At 67.3% G+C, this 18,145-nt stretch carries 17 protein-coding genes; 6 read left to right on the forward strand and 11 right to left on the reverse strand.

Features of this window, described 5'->3' with window-relative positions:
* The first annotated feature begins 25 nt into the window (after positions 1-25).
* Positions 26-907: a glycine betaine ABC transporter substrate-binding protein gene (locus APT59_RS03975; protein ID WP_059313659.1), complete on the forward strand. Its 882-nt coding sequence runs from the start codon at positions 26-28 to the stop codon at positions 905-907.
* 66 nt (positions 908-973) lie between these two features.
* Here APT59_RS03975 and APT59_RS03980 read toward each other — a convergent pair whose 3' ends face one another.
* The 3 genes from APT59_RS03980 to APT59_RS03990 all read right to left on the reverse strand — a co-directional run bounded on the left by APT59_RS03980 (position 974) and on the right by APT59_RS03990 (position 3,923).
* Complete coding sequence (locus APT59_RS03980) at positions 974-2,503, reverse strand: apoptosis inducing factor family protein (RefSeq protein WP_059313660.1); 1,530 nt, start codon at positions 2,501-2,503, stop codon at positions 974-976.
* Positions 2,504-2,583: 80 nt separating this feature from the next.
* Positions 2,584-3,498, reverse strand: a complete 915-nt coding sequence (locus tag APT59_RS03985; protein ID WP_059313661.1) for a cation diffusion facilitator family transporter — start codon at positions 3,496-3,498, stop codon at positions 2,584-2,586.
* Complete coding sequence (locus APT59_RS03990) at positions 3,498-3,923, reverse strand: hypothetical protein (protein ID WP_059313662.1); 426 nt, start codon at positions 3,921-3,923, stop codon at positions 3,498-3,500. Before APT59_RS03990 ends, APT59_RS03985 begins: the two co-directional genes overlap by 1 nt.
* 102 nt (positions 3,924-4,025) lie before the next feature.
* On the opposite strand from APT59_RS03990, the gene hrpB reads away from it, so the two are divergent.
* Together hrpB and APT59_RS04000 are read left to right on the forward strand one after the other, a co-directional pair.
* Complete coding sequence (gene hrpB, locus APT59_RS03995; RefSeq protein ID WP_059313663.1) at positions 4,026-6,530, forward strand: ATP-dependent helicase HrpB; 2,505 nt, start codon at positions 4,026-4,028, stop codon at positions 6,528-6,530.
* Positions 6,531-6,650: 120 nt separating this feature from the next.
* Entirely contained in the window at positions 6,651-7,079 is a 429-nt protein-coding gene (locus APT59_RS04000) for a pyridoxamine 5'-phosphate oxidase family protein (protein WP_059313664.1), read from the forward strand.
* 4 nt (positions 7,080-7,083) lie between these two features.
* Here APT59_RS04000 and APT59_RS04005 read toward each other — a convergent pair whose 3' ends face one another.
* From APT59_RS04005 to APT59_RS04040, 8 genes are all read right to left on the reverse strand, one after another.
* Positions 7,084-8,292, reverse strand: a complete 1,209-nt coding sequence (locus tag APT59_RS04005) for an amino acid deaminase (protein ID WP_059313665.1) — start codon at positions 8,290-8,292, stop codon at positions 7,084-7,086.
* A complete protein-coding gene (locus APT59_RS04010; protein ID WP_059313666.1) occupies positions 8,289-9,062 on the reverse strand; it encodes an IclR family transcriptional regulator in 774 nt (257 codons plus the stop codon). Before APT59_RS04010 ends, APT59_RS04005 begins: the two co-directional genes overlap by 4 nt.
* 14 nt (positions 9,063-9,076) lie before the next feature.
* Positions 9,077-9,463, reverse strand: a complete 387-nt coding sequence (locus tag APT59_RS04015) for a RidA family protein (protein ID WP_059313667.1) — start codon at positions 9,461-9,463, stop codon at positions 9,077-9,079.
* A gap of 27 nt (positions 9,464-9,490) precedes the next feature.
* Positions 9,491-10,267, reverse strand: a complete 777-nt coding sequence (locus APT59_RS04020) for an amino acid ABC transporter ATP-binding protein (RefSeq protein ID WP_059313668.1) — start codon at positions 10,265-10,267, stop codon at positions 9,491-9,493.
* Positions 10,264-10,926, reverse strand: coding sequence for an amino acid ABC transporter permease (locus APT59_RS04025; RefSeq protein ID WP_059313669.1), 663 nt, complete (start codon positions 10,924-10,926; stop codon positions 10,264-10,266). The genes APT59_RS04020 and APT59_RS04025 overlap by 4 nt, the downstream gene beginning before the upstream one ends.
* A gap of 10 nt (positions 10,927-10,936) precedes the next feature.
* The gene (locus APT59_RS04030) at positions 10,937-11,599 is read right to left on the reverse strand and encodes an amino acid ABC transporter permease (protein WP_059313670.1); all 663 of its coding nucleotides are present in this window, start codon (positions 11,597-11,599) and stop codon (positions 10,937-10,939) included.
* 47 nt (positions 11,600-11,646) lie between these two features.
* Positions 11,647-12,426: a transporter substrate-binding domain-containing protein gene (locus tag APT59_RS04035; protein ID WP_237140597.1), complete on the reverse strand. Its 780-nt coding sequence runs from the start codon at positions 12,424-12,426 to the stop codon at positions 11,647-11,649.
* Between the two features lie 268 nt (positions 12,427-12,694).
* Positions 12,695-14,155: an N-acyl-D-amino-acid deacylase family protein gene (locus APT59_RS04040; RefSeq protein ID WP_059313671.1), complete on the reverse strand. Its 1,461-nt coding sequence runs from the start codon at positions 14,153-14,155 to the stop codon at positions 12,695-12,697.
* Between the two features lie 176 nt (positions 14,156-14,331).
* Here APT59_RS04040 and APT59_RS04045 point away from each other — a divergent pair, with 176 nt between their 5' ends.
* From APT59_RS04045 to APT59_RS04055, 3 genes are all read left to right on the forward strand, one after another.
* Positions 14,332-16,350 (forward strand): methyl-accepting chemotaxis protein, encoded by a 2,019-nt coding sequence (locus tag APT59_RS04045; RefSeq protein ID WP_059313672.1) that lies wholly within the window; start codon positions 14,332-14,334, stop codon positions 16,348-16,350.
* A gap of 96 nt (positions 16,351-16,446) precedes the next feature.
* On the forward strand, positions 16,447-16,878 hold the full coding sequence (locus APT59_RS04050; RefSeq protein ID WP_059313673.1) for a LexA family protein: 432 nt from the start codon (positions 16,447-16,449) through the stop codon (positions 16,876-16,878).
* Complete coding sequence (locus tag APT59_RS04055; RefSeq protein WP_156428927.1) at positions 16,871-18,142, forward strand: Y-family DNA polymerase; 1,272 nt, start codon at positions 16,871-16,873, stop codon at positions 18,140-18,142. The genes APT59_RS04050 and APT59_RS04055 overlap by 8 nt, the downstream gene beginning before the upstream one ends.
* The last annotated feature ends 3 nt before the right edge of the window (positions 18,143-18,145 follow it).

An 18,145-nucleotide genomic window follows, 5' to 3' on the forward strand; every position in this document is an offset into this window, starting at 1 on the left:
ACTACAAACGCCGGAGATAGAGCTGATGAATGTTGCACAGAACATCAAACGCAAGGTCCTGGGTCTGGTCGCCGTGCTGGGCCTGACAGTCGCCAGCCAGGGTATTCACGCTGCCCAGGGACCGGTCCGCATCGGCTGGGTCAACTGGTCGGATGCGGAAATCACCGCGAAGCTCGCCCAGGCCGCCATCGAGGACCAGCTGAAGCTGCCGGTGAAGATGGTGCAGGCCGACATTGGCATCCAGTTCCAGGCCATGGCCAATGGCAGCATCGATCTCATTCCCATGGTCTGGCTGCCTACCACCCATGCGGTGTTCGTCGACAAGCACAAGGACAAGCTCACCGATCTGGGCGTGCTCTACGAGGGCAAGCTGGGCATGGCGGTACCCGACTCCATTCCCAAGAGCGAACTTTCCAGCGTCGAGGACCTGAAAAAGCCTGAGGTGCGGGCCAAGCTCGAGGGCAAGATCCTCTCCTCGGAAGTGGGCAATGGCCAGTACAAGCTCACCGAGAAAGCCTTCGACGTCTACCAGCTCAAGGGCTACAAGATCGTCGCCTCGTCCGAGGTCGGCATGCTCACCGAGATGGATCGCAATCTGAAGCGTGGCAAGTGGTCGGTGATCAATGCCTGGAGCCCGCACTGGATGTTCTCCAAGTGGAAGCTGCGCTATCTCGACGATCCCAAGGGCGTCTTCGGTACGGCGGAGCAGATCCATGCCATCGCACGCAAGGATTTTCCGGCCGAGTATCCGAAGATCGCCACCTTCTTCGCCCATTACCATCTGCCAGACGGCGACTTGCAGCAGCTGATGCTGCAGGCACGCGAGAGCTCCGCCGACAAGGTCGTGGCCGACTACTACGCCGCCCACAAGCAGATGTTCGCCGACATGTTCAATGGCAAGAACTGAGCGCCTAGAAGCTGGCTATCCGTCCAATGAGGACGTGCCCGGTCACCCGAGCGCGTCCTGGTTGGATCAGGACGCGGCCAGAATCTCCAAGGCGCGAGCGCGCGTCAGAGGCTGCCGCATGAGCTGGCTCAGCACCGCGGTGGCACGCTCTCGTTGGCAGGCGACTACACCCACTACCAGATCCTCGGCCAGCAACAGGGCGACGAAGGTCTGGTCACCCAGGCTGCCGTCGAGGTGCATGTCATCCCACTGGCGGGGGTGGCCGAGGTATTCGTAACGCTTGCCGTGGTGCAGGGTCCAGAAGAAGGGGACGTCGGCATAGGCCTCGGCCTGGCCGAGCAGGTTACGCGCAGCCAGGCGGCCGTGCTGCTGGGCCAGGCGCCAGTGCTCGATCCGGGTGGGCCGGCCGGCATAGGGGAAGGTGGCCAGGTCGCCAGCGGCGTAGAGGCCTTCCGCGGCCTTGAGCTGGGCATCCACCGGTATGCTGCCATCGTCCGCCAGAGGCAGGTTGGCGAGGAAAGCCGTCGCCGGAGCGATGCCGGTGCCTACCAGCACGACATCGGCAGGTAGACGGGTACCGTCCTTGAGTCTGACCTGCCGGACCTGACCTTCGCCTTCGAAGCCCACCACCTCGTGGGGCGCATGAAAGGTGACGCCATTGGCCTCGTGCAGGGTCTTGAAGTGCTGACCCAGGGTCTCGCCCATCTGTTTGACGAAGGGCAGGGAGGCGGGAGAGACCACGTCCACTGCCAGGCCCTGCTTGCGCAGGGCGGAGGCGGCTTCCAGGCCGATGAAGCTGGCACCGATGATCACCGCCCGGCCCTCGTCGGGCAGGTCGGCCAGGATGGCGGCCGCGTCAGCGCGGGTCCGCAACAGGTGGATGCCCTGGAGGTTGGCGCCTGGCACGGCCAGGGGTTTGGGCTCGCCGCCAGTGGCGAGTACGCAACCGTCATAGTCCAGGGTCTGGCCATTGCTTAGTTCCAGCTGGCGTACCTGGGCATCCAGGCGCACCACCTCGGCGTGCAGGCGTTCGATGTGCTGCTGACGGAAGAAGTCGGCATCGCGCAGCGGTGGAGCCTCTTCTGGGGCCTTGTCGCCCTGGAGGACGAATTTGGACAGGGCGGTACGATCATAGGGCTCGCCCGGTTCCTGGCCGATCAGCACAAGGCGGCCGCCAAAGCCGAACTCACGCAGGGCAGCGGCGGCGGCCGTGCCTGCGGCGCCGGCGCCAACGACGACGAACAGGCGCTCGTCACGCTGGATTTCGGCCGCTTGTGCGGGCAGTGGCTCGGTACCGACCAGCACCTCGCCATCGCGCACCTCCACCGGGTAGCGCTGCAGGGCATCCAGCGCGGGTGGTTCGCAGAGGCTGCCGTCATCCACGGCGAAGCTCGCCTTGTGCCAGGGACAGACCAGCCGCCCCTGGCAGACGGCGCCCTCGGCCAGCGGGGCGCCGGCATGGGGACAGTTGGCCTGAAAGGCCCGCACCTCGTCGCCGACGCGCAGCAGCAGGATGGTGGTGTCTTCGATCTCGACCGCAGTACCGCGGTCTTCACGCAGGTCCGCAAGGCGCGCGACCGGGTGCAGGGTATTCATGGTCATCTCCCGGCGCTCTCTGGAACGCTCTCCGAATCAAGCTTGCAGATTCGAGAGAACGCAGCGGCGCCGGGTTCCGCTCAGGTGGCGGGCGGCAGGGGATGACGGTGGGGGACGTCCGGCGCATCCAGCGGATCGGCGTGGACCAGCACCTCGGCCTGGGGGTATTCGGCGCAGATGGCCGCCTCGACCTCGTCGCACAGCACATGGGCGCGCGACAGGCTCATCTGCCCCGGCAGCTCCAGATGCAGTTGCACGAACCAGTGATTGCCGGAGAGACGGGTACGCAGGTCATGGGCACCGATCACGCCAGGTACCTGGCAGGCCAGCTGCAGCATGTGCTCGCTGATGTCGGCGGGCAGTTCCTGGTCCATCAGCACGCCGAAGGAGTCACGGGCGATGCCGTAGGCGCTCCAGAGGATGTAGAGGGCGATGGCCAGGCCGAACAGTGGATCCAGCCAGTACCAGCCGAAGCCGGTCAGCGCCAGGGCGATCAGGATGCCGACGTTGAGCAGCAGGTCGGAGCGATAGTGCAGGGCGTCGGCGCGGACCACCGTGGAATCGGTAAGGCGGATGACGTGCTGCTGGTAGGCCACCAGCATGGCAGTCAGGGCCAGGGAAAACAGGGTGACGGCGATGCCCAGGGCATGGGCGCCGAGGGGCTCGGGGTGTTGCAGGCGACCGATGGCCTGCCAGGCGATGAGCACGGCGCTGACGCCGATAAAGACCGCCTGGGCGATACCGGCCAGGGACTCGGCCTTGCCATGACCGTAGCGGTGGTCGTCGTCCGCCGGTTTGAGGGCGTAGTGCACCGCCAGCAGGTTGAACACCGAGGCCAGGCCGTCGAGCAGCGAATCGGTCAGGCCGGCGAGCAAGCTGACCGAACCGCTGAACCACCAGGCCACGGCCTTGGCCAGGATCAGCGTCGTCGCCACGGCTACCGAGGCGGCCGTGGCGCGACGCAACAGCCGCTCGGTGCGGTGCGGATCGCTCATCAGGCGTGCGGGGCGAGGCCCAGGCTGGCGAGCTGCTCGGTGTTGCCGCTGCGTTGCAGCAGGCGCGGGTCGTCCAGCGGCAGGTTATGGCCGGTGGCCTGCTGGATGATGGCCTTGAGGCGTGCGCGATCGACGCTGCCGTCCGGGTTGATCGCCTTGTTCAGCTCGGCCGGATCCACCTCGGCACGGCGGTTCTCGGGCAGGTAGATGGCACCGGTGGCGAAGTCCACGCCAAAGGCGACCAGGCCGGGGATGATGTAGAACAGCAGGCCGATGGCATCGAGGGCAACGATGCCCGGGTCGATACGGCCACTGCCGGTGATCTGGCCGCGGCGCTCGGGGTAGAACAGGGAGCCGCAAGCGGTCAGCTGGGTGAACAGGGCGGCGGCGAGGACGCCACACACCGCGCGGGTACGCATCGACATAGACAACCTCCGGTTGGATGAGGCCGCCACTATAGCGGCCGGAATCACGGCGGGCGAGACGCTTTATACTGCCCGCCCCGTTGAGACCACCGGCCGTGCCCAATGACGCCCTTGCCCATCGATGTTGTCCTGCCCGACCTGCGCCAGGCCCTCGCCCGCCGTGATGACTGTGTGCTGGAAGCGCCGCCCGGCGCCGGCAAGACCACCCGGGTGCCCCTGGCGCTGCTGGGCGAACCCTGGCTGGCCGGTCAGCGCATCCTGCTGCTCGAACCCCGACGGCTGGCGGCCCGCGCCGCAGCCGAGCGTCTGGCCGCGGAACTGGGTGAAGGCGTCGGCGAGACGGTGGGCTATCGCATCCGCCTGGAAAGCCAGGTAGGGCCGCGCACCCGCATCGAAGTGGTCACCGAAGGCATCCTCACCCGCCGGCTGCAGGACGATCCGGCGCTGGACGGTGTCGGCCTGGTGATCTTCGACGAATTCCATGAACGCAGCCTGGACGCCGATCTGGCCCTGGCGCTGACCCTGAGCGGGCGCGAGCTGCTACGCGATACGCCGCTCAAGGTGCTGGTGATGTCCGCCACCCTCGAAGGCGAGCGCCTGGCCGCGCTGCTTGGTGATGCGCCCGTGGTGCGTAGCGAAGGCCGGATGTTTCCGGTCACGACCCGCTGGAGTCGACCGCTCGGCCAGGACGAACGCCTGGAGGTGCGGGTGGCCGCCACGGTGCTGCAGGCATTGGACGAGGAGTCCGGCAGCCTGCTGGTGTTCCTGCCCGGGCAGGCGGAGATCCGCCGCACCGCCGAGCGGCTGGCGGATCACTTGCCTGCTGCGGTGCTGCTCTGCCCGTTGCATGGCGAGCTGGAGCTGGCGGCCCAACGGGCGGCCATTGAGCCGGCGCCAGTGGGCAGCCGCAAGGTGGTGCTGGCCACCAATATCGCCGAGACCAGCCTGACCATCGAAGGGGTACGGGTGGTGGTGGATGCAGGTCTGGCGCGGGTGCCGGCCTTCGATCCCGGCAGCGGCATGACCCGCCTGACCACCCGCCGCATCTCCCGCGCCTCGGCTACCCAGCGCCAGGGCCGCGCCGGCCGCCTAGAGCCGGGTGTCTGCTATCGACTCTGGTCGGAAGAACTGCACCAGCAATTGCCGGCCTACGACAGCGCCGAGATCCTCCAGGCTGACCTCGCCGGGCTGGCGCTGCAACTGGCCCGCTGGGGCATGAGCGCCGAGGAGCTGGCCTGGCTCGATCCCCCGCCCGCCGCGGGCCTGGCCCAGGCCCGCGACCTGCTGATGCGCCTGGGTGCCCTGGACGACCAGGGCGTGCTCGCCCCTCACGGCCAGGCCATGAGCGGTCTGCCGGCCCATCCACGGCTGGCGTACCTGCTGTTGCGTGGTCAGGCCTGGGGCCTGGCCGAGCGCGCCTGCGAGATCGCCGCACTGTTGGGCGAACGCGACCTGGCGCCGGGGCAGGGCGCCGACCTGCATACCCGTCTGCTGCTCCTGGCCGGCGAAGGGCGCGGCCCGCGCGGCGGGGTGGCGCGCATTCGTCAGCTGGTCCGTCAGTACCGCGGCCTGCTGCGTGGCAAGGCCGAGCGGCCGGTGGCCGATCCCGAACACCCGCGCTGGACGGGCGCCCTGCTGGCCTGCGCCTATCCGGATCGCATCGCCCAGCAGCGCAAGGCCGGCGGCCAGGACTATCGGCTGGCCAATGGCCGGGCCGCCAGCTTTGGCGAGCCGGATGGGTTGATGAAGTCGCCCTGGCTGGTGGTGGTCGACCTGGGCAGTCGCCAGGGGCAGCGCGAGGAGCGCATCTACCTGGCCGCCGAACTGGATCCAGCATTGTTCGAGGGGCCGCTGGCCGAGCAGGTCGTGAGTCACGATGAATTGGACTGGGACGAGCGCGAAGGCGTCCTGCGCGCCGAGCGCCAGCGCCGGGTCGGCCAGTTGGTGCTGAGTCGCGAGCCGCTGAAGAACCTGGACGCCACGACCCGCAGCCGCGCGCTGCTGGAGCTGGTGCGGCGCAAAGGCCTGGAGCTGCTGCCCTGGACGCCGGAGTTGCGCCAGTGGCAGGCGCGGGTAGCCTTGTTGCGCCAGCTGGAATTGCAGCAGAAGCAGGCGAGCGACTGGCCGGACGTCAGCGACGCGGCCCTACTGGCCAGCCTGGAAGATTGGCTGCTGCCCTACTTGGACCGTGTCACCCGCCTGGCCCACTTCGCCAATCTGGACTTGGCCGCCATGCTCCAGGGCCTGCTGCCCTGGCCGCTGCCGCGCCAGCTGGACGACCTGGCCCCGCGCACCCTGGCGGTACCCTCCGGCTCCAACATCCGCCTGGACTACGGCGAACACCCGCCGGTGCTGGCGGTGCGGTTGCAGGAGCTGTTCGGCCTGGCCGATACCCCGCGCATCGCCGGCGGGCGCCTGGCGGTCAAGCTGCACCTGCTTTCCCCGGCGCGGCGTCCGGTGCAGGTCACCCAGGACCTGGCCAGCTTCTGGGCCAACACCTACCTCGACGTGAAGAAGGACCTCAAGGGCCGCTACCCCAAGCACTACTGGCCGGACGATCCGCTGATCGCCGAACCGACGGCGCGAGCCAAGCCGCGGGGGACCTGAGGTCGGCAGCGCAGCCCGTCCGAAAAGCCGGGTCGGTGCCTGCGCATCGGAACCAAGCGGCGGCAGTTTCGGGTCTGAATTCAGACGGGCAACACCGCCCATCCCACCGGAGCGACCCCCATGGCCGACAAGACCCTGCACGACCTGTCCAAAGCGATGAGCAATCTGGATTTCTGCATGCTGACCACCGGCACCGGGCGCCTGACCAGCCGGCCAATGAGCAACAATGGCGACGTCGAGTACGACGGCGATTCCTGGTTCTACGCCTATGACGACTCCGCCAAGATCCGCGACATCGAACAGGATCCGGCGGTGGGCCTTAGCTTCAGCGAGGGCAAGAGCCTGCTGGGCAAGCCCGGGATCTTCATCGGCATCGAGGGCCGCGCCGAGCTGATCCGCGACAAGGCGCAGTTCGAGGCGCACTGGACCAAGAACCTGAACCGCTGGTTTCCCCAGGGCACCGATACGCCCGGCATGATCCTCATCAAGGTGCATGCCGAGCGCATCCGCTATTGGGATGGCGAGGAAGAAGGCGAGCTGCGGCCCTAGCGCCTCAGAAGCAGGTCGCGAAGGTCTCCATCACCTGCAGACTGTCATCTACTAGGCAGCCCTGGCGCCACTTGTCGAAGGTCAGGCAAGGATGGGAGGTGCCCAGGGCAACGATATCGCCGATGGCCAGCTCCGTACCTGGCGCGACGACCATGAAGGCGTGCTGGTCCATGATGGCAGTGACGGTACAGCCGCTCATGTCGACGGCTTCAGCGCCCGCCTGGCCGGGTCGGTAGCGGCGTAGCGGCAGTGGCAGGCCGGCGTCATGGGCGACGTCGCGCTTGCCCAGGGCCAGGATGGCAAAGCCGGGTTCGGGCAGCGACTGCACGTGGGCCCAGACCTCCAGCGCTGGCTGCAGGCCCTCGGCCAGGCCGGTGCGCGCCAGGACGCCGCCCTGGGCGTCGCGGTAGATGCCGTGGTCATGGACCACATAGCTGCCGGGGCGCAGGACGGCCAGGAAACGTTCTCGTACCTCCAGCCGATCGAAGGCGGCGGCGATCAGGTCGTACCACGCCGAGCCCGAGGCGGTGACGATGGGCCGATCGAGGGAGAAGGCGCCCTGGCCACGCAACTCCTCGGCCAAACGCACCAGGGAATCGGCGAAGGCGCGGATGTCGGTCACTGCCTCGGCGCCGTGAATCACGCCCTCGTAACCTTCGATGCCGGTCAGCCGCAGCGCCGGTTGCCCGGCAATGGCCTGGGCCAGGGTGCGCACCTCGGCTTCGCTGCGGCAGCCGCAACGCCCACCAGGCACGCCGTATTCGATCATCACCTGCAGCGCCAGGCCGCGTTCGGCGAAGAAGGCACCCAGGGCCGTGACCTGATCGGGATGATCCACCAGGCAATGGAAGTCGAAATCAGGGTCGGCGCTCAGTAGCTCGGCGATCAGCGCCATGTTCGGCGCCCCAACCAGCTGGTTGGCCATCAGCACCCGGCGTACGCCATGGGCCTGGGCGGCGCGGGTCTGGATCGCGGTGGCCAGGGTCATGCCCCAGGCGCCGGCCGCCAGCTGCCGCTGGAACAGCGCCGGCGCCATGCTGGTCTTGCCATGGGGCGCCAGCTGCGCGCCGCGGTCGCTGGCGAAGGCCTGCATCCAGGCGATGTTGTGATCGAGCGCCCGCTGGTGGATGACCAGGGCGGGCAGGGCGATGTCGCGGAGTAGGCTGTCGCCGGGGTTGGCGGCGCCTTTCTCGGGGGCATGTAGAGCGGTCATGGATTCTCCTGGCCGCCCAGGCGCTGGGACAGGCGGCGAGCGCTGTCGACCAGCACCTGGCGGTACTCGGCATGGTGGGCCTGGGCGTCGGCACGGGGCGCGACGATGCACAGGGTGGCGATGCACAGGCCGCTGGTGTCCTGCACCGGAGCGGCGAAGCAGTGGGTGTAGGTGTCGGCGATGCTGTCGAAGGAAAAGAAGCCCTCGGCGCAGGCGCTGCGGATCTCGGCGATAAAGGTCGCCGGCGGCAGGCGGCTGCCATCGGGCAGGATGAAGTCGTCCGGATCGATCAGGGCGAGGATCTCGGCGTCGCTCAGATGGCCGAGCAGCAACCGGCCAGAGGCGGTCCAGGGAATGGGCGCGTCCTCGCCGACGTTGGAGGAGATGCGAAAGGCGCGGGCGCCTTCCTTCATCAGCGAGACGGTGTACTTGCGGCCGTTGAGCTGGCACAGCTGGGCGGTCTCGCGGGTCCGGGCGACAATGTCGTCCAGCAGCAGCCCGGCCTCGCGGGCCAGGTCGAAGTGGCGCATGTGCGCCTGGCCGAGAAAGTACAGCTCGCGGCCCAGGTAGACCTGACCGTCGCGGCCCACGGCATCGAGCATGTGCCGCTCCAGCAACAGGCCGACCAGATCGTAGACGGTGGACTTGGGAATGCCCAGGCCGGCGGCGATCTCGTTGGGTCGCAGCGGCCGACCTACCCGCTTGAGGTGATCGAGGATGTCGAAGGCGCGGTCCAGGCCGCGGGCTCTCTGGCGGGTAGGTTCGGTCATCTGTGTGATTTGTCTCAGGCCTTGGGTTTGTAGGCGATGCAGTCGATCTCGACCTTGCAGTCCACCATCATGGAGGACTGCACGCAGGCGCGCGCCGGAGCGTTGCCGGCGAAGTACTCGGCGAACACCTTGTTGAAGCTCCAGAAATCGCGGGGATCGTCCAGCCAGACGCCAGCGCGTACCACGTGCTCCAGACCGTAGCCGGCCTCGTTCAGGATGGCGATCAGATTCTGCATGGTCTTGTGGGTCTGGGCGACGATGCCGCCATCGATGATCTCGCCGTTCTCCATGGCCACCTGGCCGGAGACGTGCAGCCAGCCATCGGCTTCCACCGCGCGGGCGAAGGGGAGGGGTTGACCACCTGCGCCGCGTTCGCCGGCGCCGTAACGAATGATGCTCATGGTGTTGCTCCTGTAGCGGGGGATGATTCAGAAGGAGGTCCGGCCGAGGAATTCGGCGAGACGGGTGGAGCGGGGCCGCTCGAACAGTTCGCGCGGCGGACCCTGCTCCTCGATGCGACCCTGGCTCATGAAGACGATGCGATCGGAGACCTCATAGGCGAATCTCATCTCGTGGGTCACCAGCAGCATGGTCATGCCATCCTGGGCCAGGTCCTTGATCACTGCCAACACCTCGCCGACCAGCTCCGGATCCAGCGCCGAGGTGGGTTCGTCGAACAGCATCAGGCTGGGGTTCATGGCGATGGCGCGGGCGATGGCCACCCGTTGCTGCTGACCGCCGGAGAGCTGGCCGGGATGGTGGTCGCGCCGTTCGAGCAGCCCGACCCGACGCAGCCACTGCTCGCCGAGGGCGATGGCTTCGTCCTTGCCCATCTTCTTGACCTTGCGCAGGCCGAGGGTGACGTTTTCCAGGGCGGTGAGGTGGGGGAACAGATTGAATTGCTGGAAGGCCATGCCGGTGAGCGAACGCTGGCGGGCGACCTCGCGCTCCGGCAGGCGCTGGCGGCGACCGCCGTCTTCGCGGTAGCCGATGGCCTCGCCGGCCAGCTGGATGCTGCCACCCTGGAAGTCTTCCAGCAGGTTGACGCAGCGCAGCAGGGTGGTCTTGCCCGAGCCACTGGAGCCGATCAGGGTCACCACGTCGCCACGGTAGAGGCTGAGGTCGATGCCCTTGAGCACCTCTACCTCGCCAAAGCTCTTGTGCAGGCCGTTGATGCTCAGCAAGGGGTCGTTGGCAGCGGTCATGGCAGGGTCACCCGTTTTTCCAGGTAGCGGCCGAGCCGCTCGATGGCGAAGTTGATGAGAAAGAACAGCAGTCCGGCGAACAGATAGAACTGCAGGGTCATGAAGGTGCGGGCGATGACCTGCTGGCTGCTGAGCAGCAGTTCGGCCACGCCGATCACCGAGAGCAGGGTGGAGGCCTTGACGATCTCGGTGGAGGCGTTGACCCAGGTCGGCAGGATCTGGCGCAGCGCCTGGGGTAGCAGTACCTCCTGGAGACTCTGGACGAAGGTCAGGCCGATGGCCTTGGCCGCCTCGTGCTGACCGCGCGGGATGGCCTGCAGGGCACCACGGACGATCTCCGCCACATGGGAGCCGCAGAACAGCAGCAGGGCCGCGGTGCCGGCCTGAAAGGGCGTGGGCCGCAGGCCCAGGGCCGGAGCCATGTAGTAGCAGGCCAGCACCAGCACGAACACCGGGGTGCCGCGGATCAGGTCGGAGTAGAGGCGGAACGGCAGGCGCAGTGGCCAGCGGCCGTAGGTCAGCGCCAGGCCGCCGAGGGTACCCAGCAGGGTACCGCCCAGCACCGCCAGCAGCGAACAGGCCAGGGTGGTGGCGAAACCGGCGGCCAGGGTCTGGCGGGCGTTCCACAATTCCAGGAACCAGGAGGGGGCTTCGTACACGTTCGGGCTCCTAGCGGGTCAGGCTCAGTCGCCGCTCCAGCTGGCGCAGCAGCAGGGCGATGACGTAGCAGGTGAGGATGTAGAGGACGCTGGTCACCAGCCAGGTCTCGATGACCCGGTAGCTTTCCAGGTTGATCTTGCGTGCCTGGTAGGTCAGCTCCGGCACGGCGATGGCCGCTGCCAGGGAGGTGTCCTTGAACAAGGAGATGAAGCTGTTGGAGAGGGACGGCAGGACGTTGCGCAGCATCACCGGAATGATGACGTAGGCCTTGATCTGCCATTCGCGCAGGCCGATGGCCAGGCCCGCCTCGCGCTGGCCCTTGGGAATGGCCATGAGGCCGCCGCGAAACACCTCGGCCAGGTAGGCCCCGGCATAGAGCGCCAGGGTGATGAGAAAGGAGCTGAGCTTGTCCAGGCGGATGCCGACGCTGGGCAGGGCGAAGTACAGCAGCAGGATCAGCACCAGGATCGGGGTGTTGCGCACCAGGGTGACGTAGCCCGCCGCGAGCCAGCGCAGCGCCCGCATCCGCGAGAGCAGGGCGAAGGCGGTGGCCAGGCCGATCAGGCAGCCGATGGCGATGCCCACCAGGGCCAGCTGCAGACCCAGGGCGAGCCCGGCCAGCAGGTGATCCAGGTTCTGCCACACGGGGGCGAAGTTCAGGGTGTAGTTCATGCTCGACGTCTACCGAGAGGGCGCGGACGAACCGCGCCGGGCCAGGATCACTTGAACTCGACAGGGAAGCCGATCGCCGGAGACGGCAGCTCGACACCGAACCACTTCTTGAAGGACGCCTGGTAGGTGGGGAATTCCACACCGGTCATGGCCTCGTGCAGGGCGGTGTTGACGAAGTTCAGCCAGTCCTGTTCGCCGCGCTTGACCGCGCAGGCGTAGGTCTGGGGGCTCCAGGCATAGTCGGGCGAGCGGTAGCGACCGGGATTCTGGGTCATCAGGTACTTGACCGAGGACTGGTCGGTGGCCACGGCGTCGGCACGGCCGGTGCCCAGGGCCTGGTAGAGCAGATCGACGCTGTCGTACTGATCGACCTTGGCGCCGGGCAGCGCCTGGTGCACCAGTTCCTCGGCATAGACGTTCTGCAGCACGGCCACGGTCAGGTCGTCCTTGGCCGCCTTGAGGTCATCGATCTGCTGGTAGCGGCTGTTGGCCGGCAAGAGCAGGGCCACGCCCTCACGGTAATAGGGCAGGGTGAAGGCGACCTGCTGGGCGCGGCTGGCGGTCACGGTGATGAACTGGCAGCTGATGTCGACCTTGTCGGTGAGCAGGTTGGGGATGCGCGCATCCGAGCCCTGGACGACGAATTCGACCTTTTCCGGATCGTTGAACAGCCCCTTGGCGATGACCTTGGAGATATCGATATCGAAGCCCTGCAACTTGCCGTCGGCGCCTTGGAAGTGCCAGGGGGCGTTGGTGCTGCCGGTACCCACTATCAGGTGACCGCGCTTGAGTACGTCATCCAGCTTGGCCGCCTGGGCGCCAGTCATGGCGACCAGACCCACCAGCAGCGCCAGTGTTTTCCACCCCTTCGTCTTGCCCGTCATCATGCGACTCCTTTTCCGTTATAGCGGAATTATGTTCGTAACAACGGAATAGATTGCAGTCACTGTGCCAGCTTTTTCGACGGCTTTGCAAATCAATGGCTTGGCTTGAACGACGGGCAAAGAAGGGGCTCCCGGTACCGTGGGTGGCACCGGGAAGTGGCGGAAGGTAACGGCGGCGCACCAGGTCAGGACGTTACCCGGTAGCGTTCGATCAGCAGCATGGGAAGGTTTGCCGCAGGTCCCCGGCACGGGGCAGGAAGCGGCCATGGCGCTCGTCGATGCTCTGGTCCGGCGCATAGGCCAGACGGCCATTCACCCAGACGGCGTGGATGCCTTCGGCGGGGCGCTGTGGCTCGCTGAAATCGGCCACATCGCGAATATGGGCAGGGTCGAACAGCACCAGGTCGGCATGGGCGCCCGGTTCGATCAGGCCGCGATCCTTGAGGCCGAAGCGCGCGGCGGAAAGACCGGTCATCTTGTGCACCGCGGTGTGCAGGGGGAAGAGACCGAGGTCACGGCTGAAATGGCCGAGCACCCGCGGGAAGGCGCCCCAGAGGCGTGGGTGCGGAAAGGGATCCTCGGGCAGGCCGTCGGAGCCGATCATGCTCAGCGGATGGGCCAGGATCAGCCGCACATCGGCTTCGCTCATGCCGTAGTAGACGGCCCCGGCCGGCTGCAGGCGGCGTGCGGCGCTGTCCAGGTCAAGCCCCCAGTCGGCGGCGATGGCGTCCAGGTCACGGCCGCCGCATTCGGGATGCGGGGTGGACCAGGTGATGGTGATGCGATGCCGCTGGGTGACCTGCTTGAGATCCAGGGTGGAGGAGCTGGCGGCATAGGGATAGCAGTCGCAGCCAACCTGTTGGGTCTGCGCGGCCTCGGCCAGGGCGCCGAGCAGTTCCGGTGCGCGCCCCCAGTTGTCCACCCCGGCGCACTTGAAGTGGGAGACCACCACCGGTGCCCGGGCCTGGCGACCGATGTCCAGGGCTTCGTCCAGCGCTTCGTGGACCGCGGCGAATTCGCTGCGCAAATGGGTGGCATAGAGTCCGCCCACGGCATCCAGCTCCGCGGCCAGCTGGGCCACCTCGTCGGTCGGGGCCGCCGCGGCGGACGCATAGGCCAGGCCGCTGGAAAGCCCCAGGGCACCGGCGGCCAGGCTGTCGCGCAACTCGGCACGCATGGCGGCGATCTCGGCCGGAGTGGCGGCGCGGTAGAGATCGTCCAGATGATTGCTGCGCAGCGCCGTGTGGCCCACCAGGGCGGCGACATTGACGCCGGGCCGCGCCTGCTCCACCGCCGCGCGGTAGGCGGCGAAGGTGGGATAGCCGAAGGCCGCGGCCGGGCCGAGCAGATTCAGCGGGTCCGGCGGCTCACCGCGTAAACGGACCGGCGCGGCGCTGATGCCGCAATTGCCCACCACCACGGTGGTGACCCCCTGGCTGAGCTTGGGCAGTTGCTGCGGCCGGCGGATGACCATGCTGTCGTCATGGGTATGGACGTCGATGAAGCCAGGCGCCAGCACCAGGCCGCTGCCGTCGCGGACCTCTCGGGCCGGTTCAGTGGCCAGGTCGCCCAGCTTCTGGATACGTCCGGCTGAGACAGCGACATCGAGCGGCCTGCCCGGACGGTCGTGGCCGTCCAGCACCAAGGCATTGCGAATCAATAAGTCATGCATGCTAGAGCTATCCGAAGACCGTTGAGGGGCGGCTTTCGACCGCCGATTGGCAAATAGCCAGGGAAGCGAAGCGACAGCTCGATAGAGACGAAACTGTTACAAGAATTTTTGTCTATTACGTCACGAATAGGGTGGTACAGCCCTAATGACCCCTTTCGCCGCCGCCCGAGCTAGCCATGAATCTGCTGACCCCTGCTGTAACGATAATGAATCGCCTGAGGTTTCCCGCCAAGTTCGTCTGCCTCGCCACCATCGTTCTGGTGCCGCTCCTGTTTCTCAGCGTCTACCTCTATCAGGATATCCAGGAGCAGCGCGTGAGCCTGACCCAGGAGATCGACGGTCAGCGCTATCTGACGCAGCTGACCCCGGTCGCCCGACTGAGCATGTTGCAACGTGCCCTGACCAAGCGTGTCCAGGATGGCGACACCTCGGCGCAGCAGGAGTGGCAGAACAATCGCGACAACCTGCTCAAGGCCTATGACGACCTGGGGCAGTTGGATCGTGAACTCGGCGGGAAGCTGGAAACCGGCGATCGCGTCAGCCAGCTGCGGCTGGGAGCCGAACGGCTGCTGCAGGGAACCTCAGGCAACTCCCTGGAGGTGTTCGAAGGCTGGAATGAGCAGCTGACCAAGACCCTCAACTTCTTCTATTACGTCTCGGCCACCTCGGGCCTGGCGCTGGATGCCGACTACACCAGCCTCTTTCTCATCGATATCACCTCGCTGCGACTGCCTCGGGAAATCAATCTCATCGGCCAGCTGCGCGGCCTGGCGAGCGGCCTGAGCGCTACCAACAGCTTCGATCCGGCCACCCTCAATGTGGCGCGTACCCTGGTGCGCCAGGAGCGGCAGACCGCCGACGAACTGGAGCAGGGTTTGCGGCTGCTGGCGCGCCAGGCGCCTGAGCTGGCGCAACGCCTCAAGGGCTCCCTGGCGCTCGCATCGGACGACTATGCCAACTTCCGCCAGGGCATGCTGACTGCCATGAGCGGGGAGGGTGTGGTTGCCGGGCGCGCTCTGGGTGCCCAGGGCAATGCCGTGGTCGCCCGCTACTACAAGGTTCTGGAAGAGGCCCAGGGCCTTCTGTCCCAGATGCTGGCCGAGCGCCTGGCCCATGAAACCGCGCTGCGCAATATGATCCTGGGCATGATCCTGGGGGCCTTGCTGCTGCTGAGCTACACCTTCGCCGGCATCTACCAGGCCCTGCGCCTGGGGATCGCCGAGCTGGTCGAGGTGACCGCCGCCGCTGCCCGGGGCGATCTGAGCCGCCGGGCCGCCTTGTCCGGGCGTGACGAGATCGCCGACATCGGTCGTAGCCTGGATGAGATGCTGGAGGCCTTCGGTCGCTCGCTACGCGAGGTCGATCAGGCCTCCCAGGCAGTCGCCCAGGCGTCCGGCGCCCTGGCCGGCTCCATCGGTCAGGCACGCTCGACCATGCAGGCGCAACAGGGCGAGACCGACCAGGTGGCCACCGCCATCACCGAGATGACCGCCAGCGTGGCGGACGTCGCCAACAACACCGAAGGCGCTGTCGCGGCTGCCCAGCAGGCCGATCAGGCCACCCGTGACGGCGCCCGGGTGATGCAGCAGACCCAACAGGCCATCGAAGCCCTGGCCGCCGAGGTGGATCTCAGCGCCACCAAGGTCGCCGCCCTGGAGAGTCACAGCCAGGCCATCGGTGGGGTCATCGCGGTGATCCGTACCATCGCCGAGCAGACCAATCTGCTGGCCCTCAACGCCGCCATCGAGGCCGCCCGGGCCGGTGAGCAGGGTCGCGGTTTCGCCGTGGTGGCCGACGAGGTCCGCACCCTGGCCTCGCGCACCCAGACCTCCACCGAGGAGATCCGCCGCATCATCGAGCAATTGCAGGCCGCTACCGGCGAGGCCGTCGGCCAGATGCAGGCCAGCCGTGGCCATGCCCTGACGGGGGTCGCGGCGGCCGAGCAGGCCAGTGCCAGCCTGACCAGCATCGGCTCCGCGGTGGGACGCATCGTCGACGTCAACGTGCAGATCGCCAGCGCCGCGGAACAACAGGCCGCGGTGTCCGAAGACATCAACCGCAACACCACGGGCATCCGTGCCAGTACCGTGCAGGTACTGAGCGGGATCGAGTCCGACGCCGGTACCGCCGAGCGTCTGGCGGGTCTCTCCCAGGACCTGCGCAGCGTGGTCTCGCGCTTTCGCCTCAGCGCCTGATGGCGCCGCTCATCGGCAGGAACCAGGTCCGACTTTACAACCTGGCTCCTGCGGATAACTGTATAAATAGACAGTTATCCGCAGGAGCACCTTGTCATGTCCGTTACCGTCCTGGGTTGCCTGGCGTCGTCCGACACCCAGCTGCCGCTCTATGATTTTCGCCTGCCGTGCGGTTTTCCCTCGCCGGCCCAGGATCATCTGGAGCGCCAGGTCTCGCTGGACGAACTGGTCGACCTGCGCGCTCCTCATACCTACGTCATCCAGGTCAGTGGCGACAGCATGACCGGGGTGGGCATCTTTCCTGGCGATCTGGTGATCGTCGACCGCGCCCGTCCGGCGCGGGTGGGCGATATCGTGGTGGCGGTGCGCGATCGCGAACCCACCCTCAAGCGCCTGGGCCGGCGCGGCGCGAACTTCGTCCTGCTGGCGGAAAATCCCGCCTATGCGCCGCTGGTCATCGGCGAGCGCGACGACTTCGAAGTCTGGGGTGTGGCCACCCACAGCCTGAGGCGCTTTGGCCATGGCTGAGTCGGTATTGGCGCTGATCGACTGCAATGCCTTCTATTGCAGTTGCGAGCGGGTCTTCCGCCCCGATCTCGCCGGGCGCCCGGTGGTGGTGCTATCGAACAACGACGGCTGCGTGATCGCCCGCTCGGCCGAGGCCAAGCGCCTGGGCATCGCCATGGCCGCGCCCTGGTTCCAGGTGCGCGAGCTGGCCCAGCGTGGCGAGGTCGCGGCCTTCAGCTCCAACTATGCGCTCTATGGCGACCTCAGCGACCGGGTGATGCGCACCCTGGGGACTCTGGTGCCGCGCCTGGAGCGTTACAGCATCGACGAGGTATTCGCCGATCTGGCTGGCCTGCCCGAGCCCCTGGACGCCCTCGGCCACCGCCTGCAGGCGCGGGTGCAGAAATGGACGGGCATCCCGGTCAGCGTCGGCATCGCCGGCACCAAGACCCTGGCCAAGCTGGCCAATGCCGCCGCCAAGCGCTGGCCGGAGCGCACCGGTGGCGTGCTGGATCTGCGCGATCCGGTGGTGCATGACTGGGTGCTGAAACACTCGCCGATCGAAGACGTCTGGGGTGTCGGCCGGCGCCTGGCCGCGCGCCTGCGGGGCGAGGGCGTCACCAATGCCTGGGAGCTGGCCGCGCAGGATGCCTGGTCACTGCGCCAGCGCTACAGCGTGGTGCTGGAAAAGACCGCCCGGGAATTGCGCGGGCTGGCCTGCCTGGGTCTCGAAGAACTGGAGGCGCCGCGGCAGACCATTTGCAGCAGCCGCATGTTCGGTCGCCGCCAGTACCAGTTCGGCGCCCTGGCCGAGGCGGTGGCCAGCTACACCGCCCGCGCCGCGGAAAAGCTGCGCGCCCAGGGGTCGCTCTGTCGCACCCTGAGGGTCAGCATCCAGACCGGGATGCATGGCGCGGACGAGGGCCGCTATGCCAACGCCAGCCTGCTCAACCTACCGGCCCCCAGCGACGACACTCGGGTACTCAACGACTATGCCCAGTCCGGCCTGCGCGAGATATTTCGCGACGGTTTCGGTTATGCCAAGGCCGAGGTGTTGCTGCTCGATCTCTGTCACCGTGACGAGGTGGCCGCGGATCTCTTCGCTGGCGCGCCGGATCCGGCCGCTACCCGGCTGATGGCAACGCTGGACGCCATCAACGGCAAGTTCGGTCGCGAAACCCTGCGTCCAGCCAGGATTCCGCGCGATCCCGCCTGGCAGATGCGCCGCGACCTGCTCAGCCCACGCTACACCACCCGCCTCGATGAACTCTGGTCGGTGGGTTGAGCG

Source organism: Pseudomonas oryzihabitans, assembly GCF_001518815.1.
GTDB lineage: Bacteria > Pseudomonadota > Gammaproteobacteria > Pseudomonadales > Pseudomonadaceae > Chryseomonas > Chryseomonas oryzihabitans_E.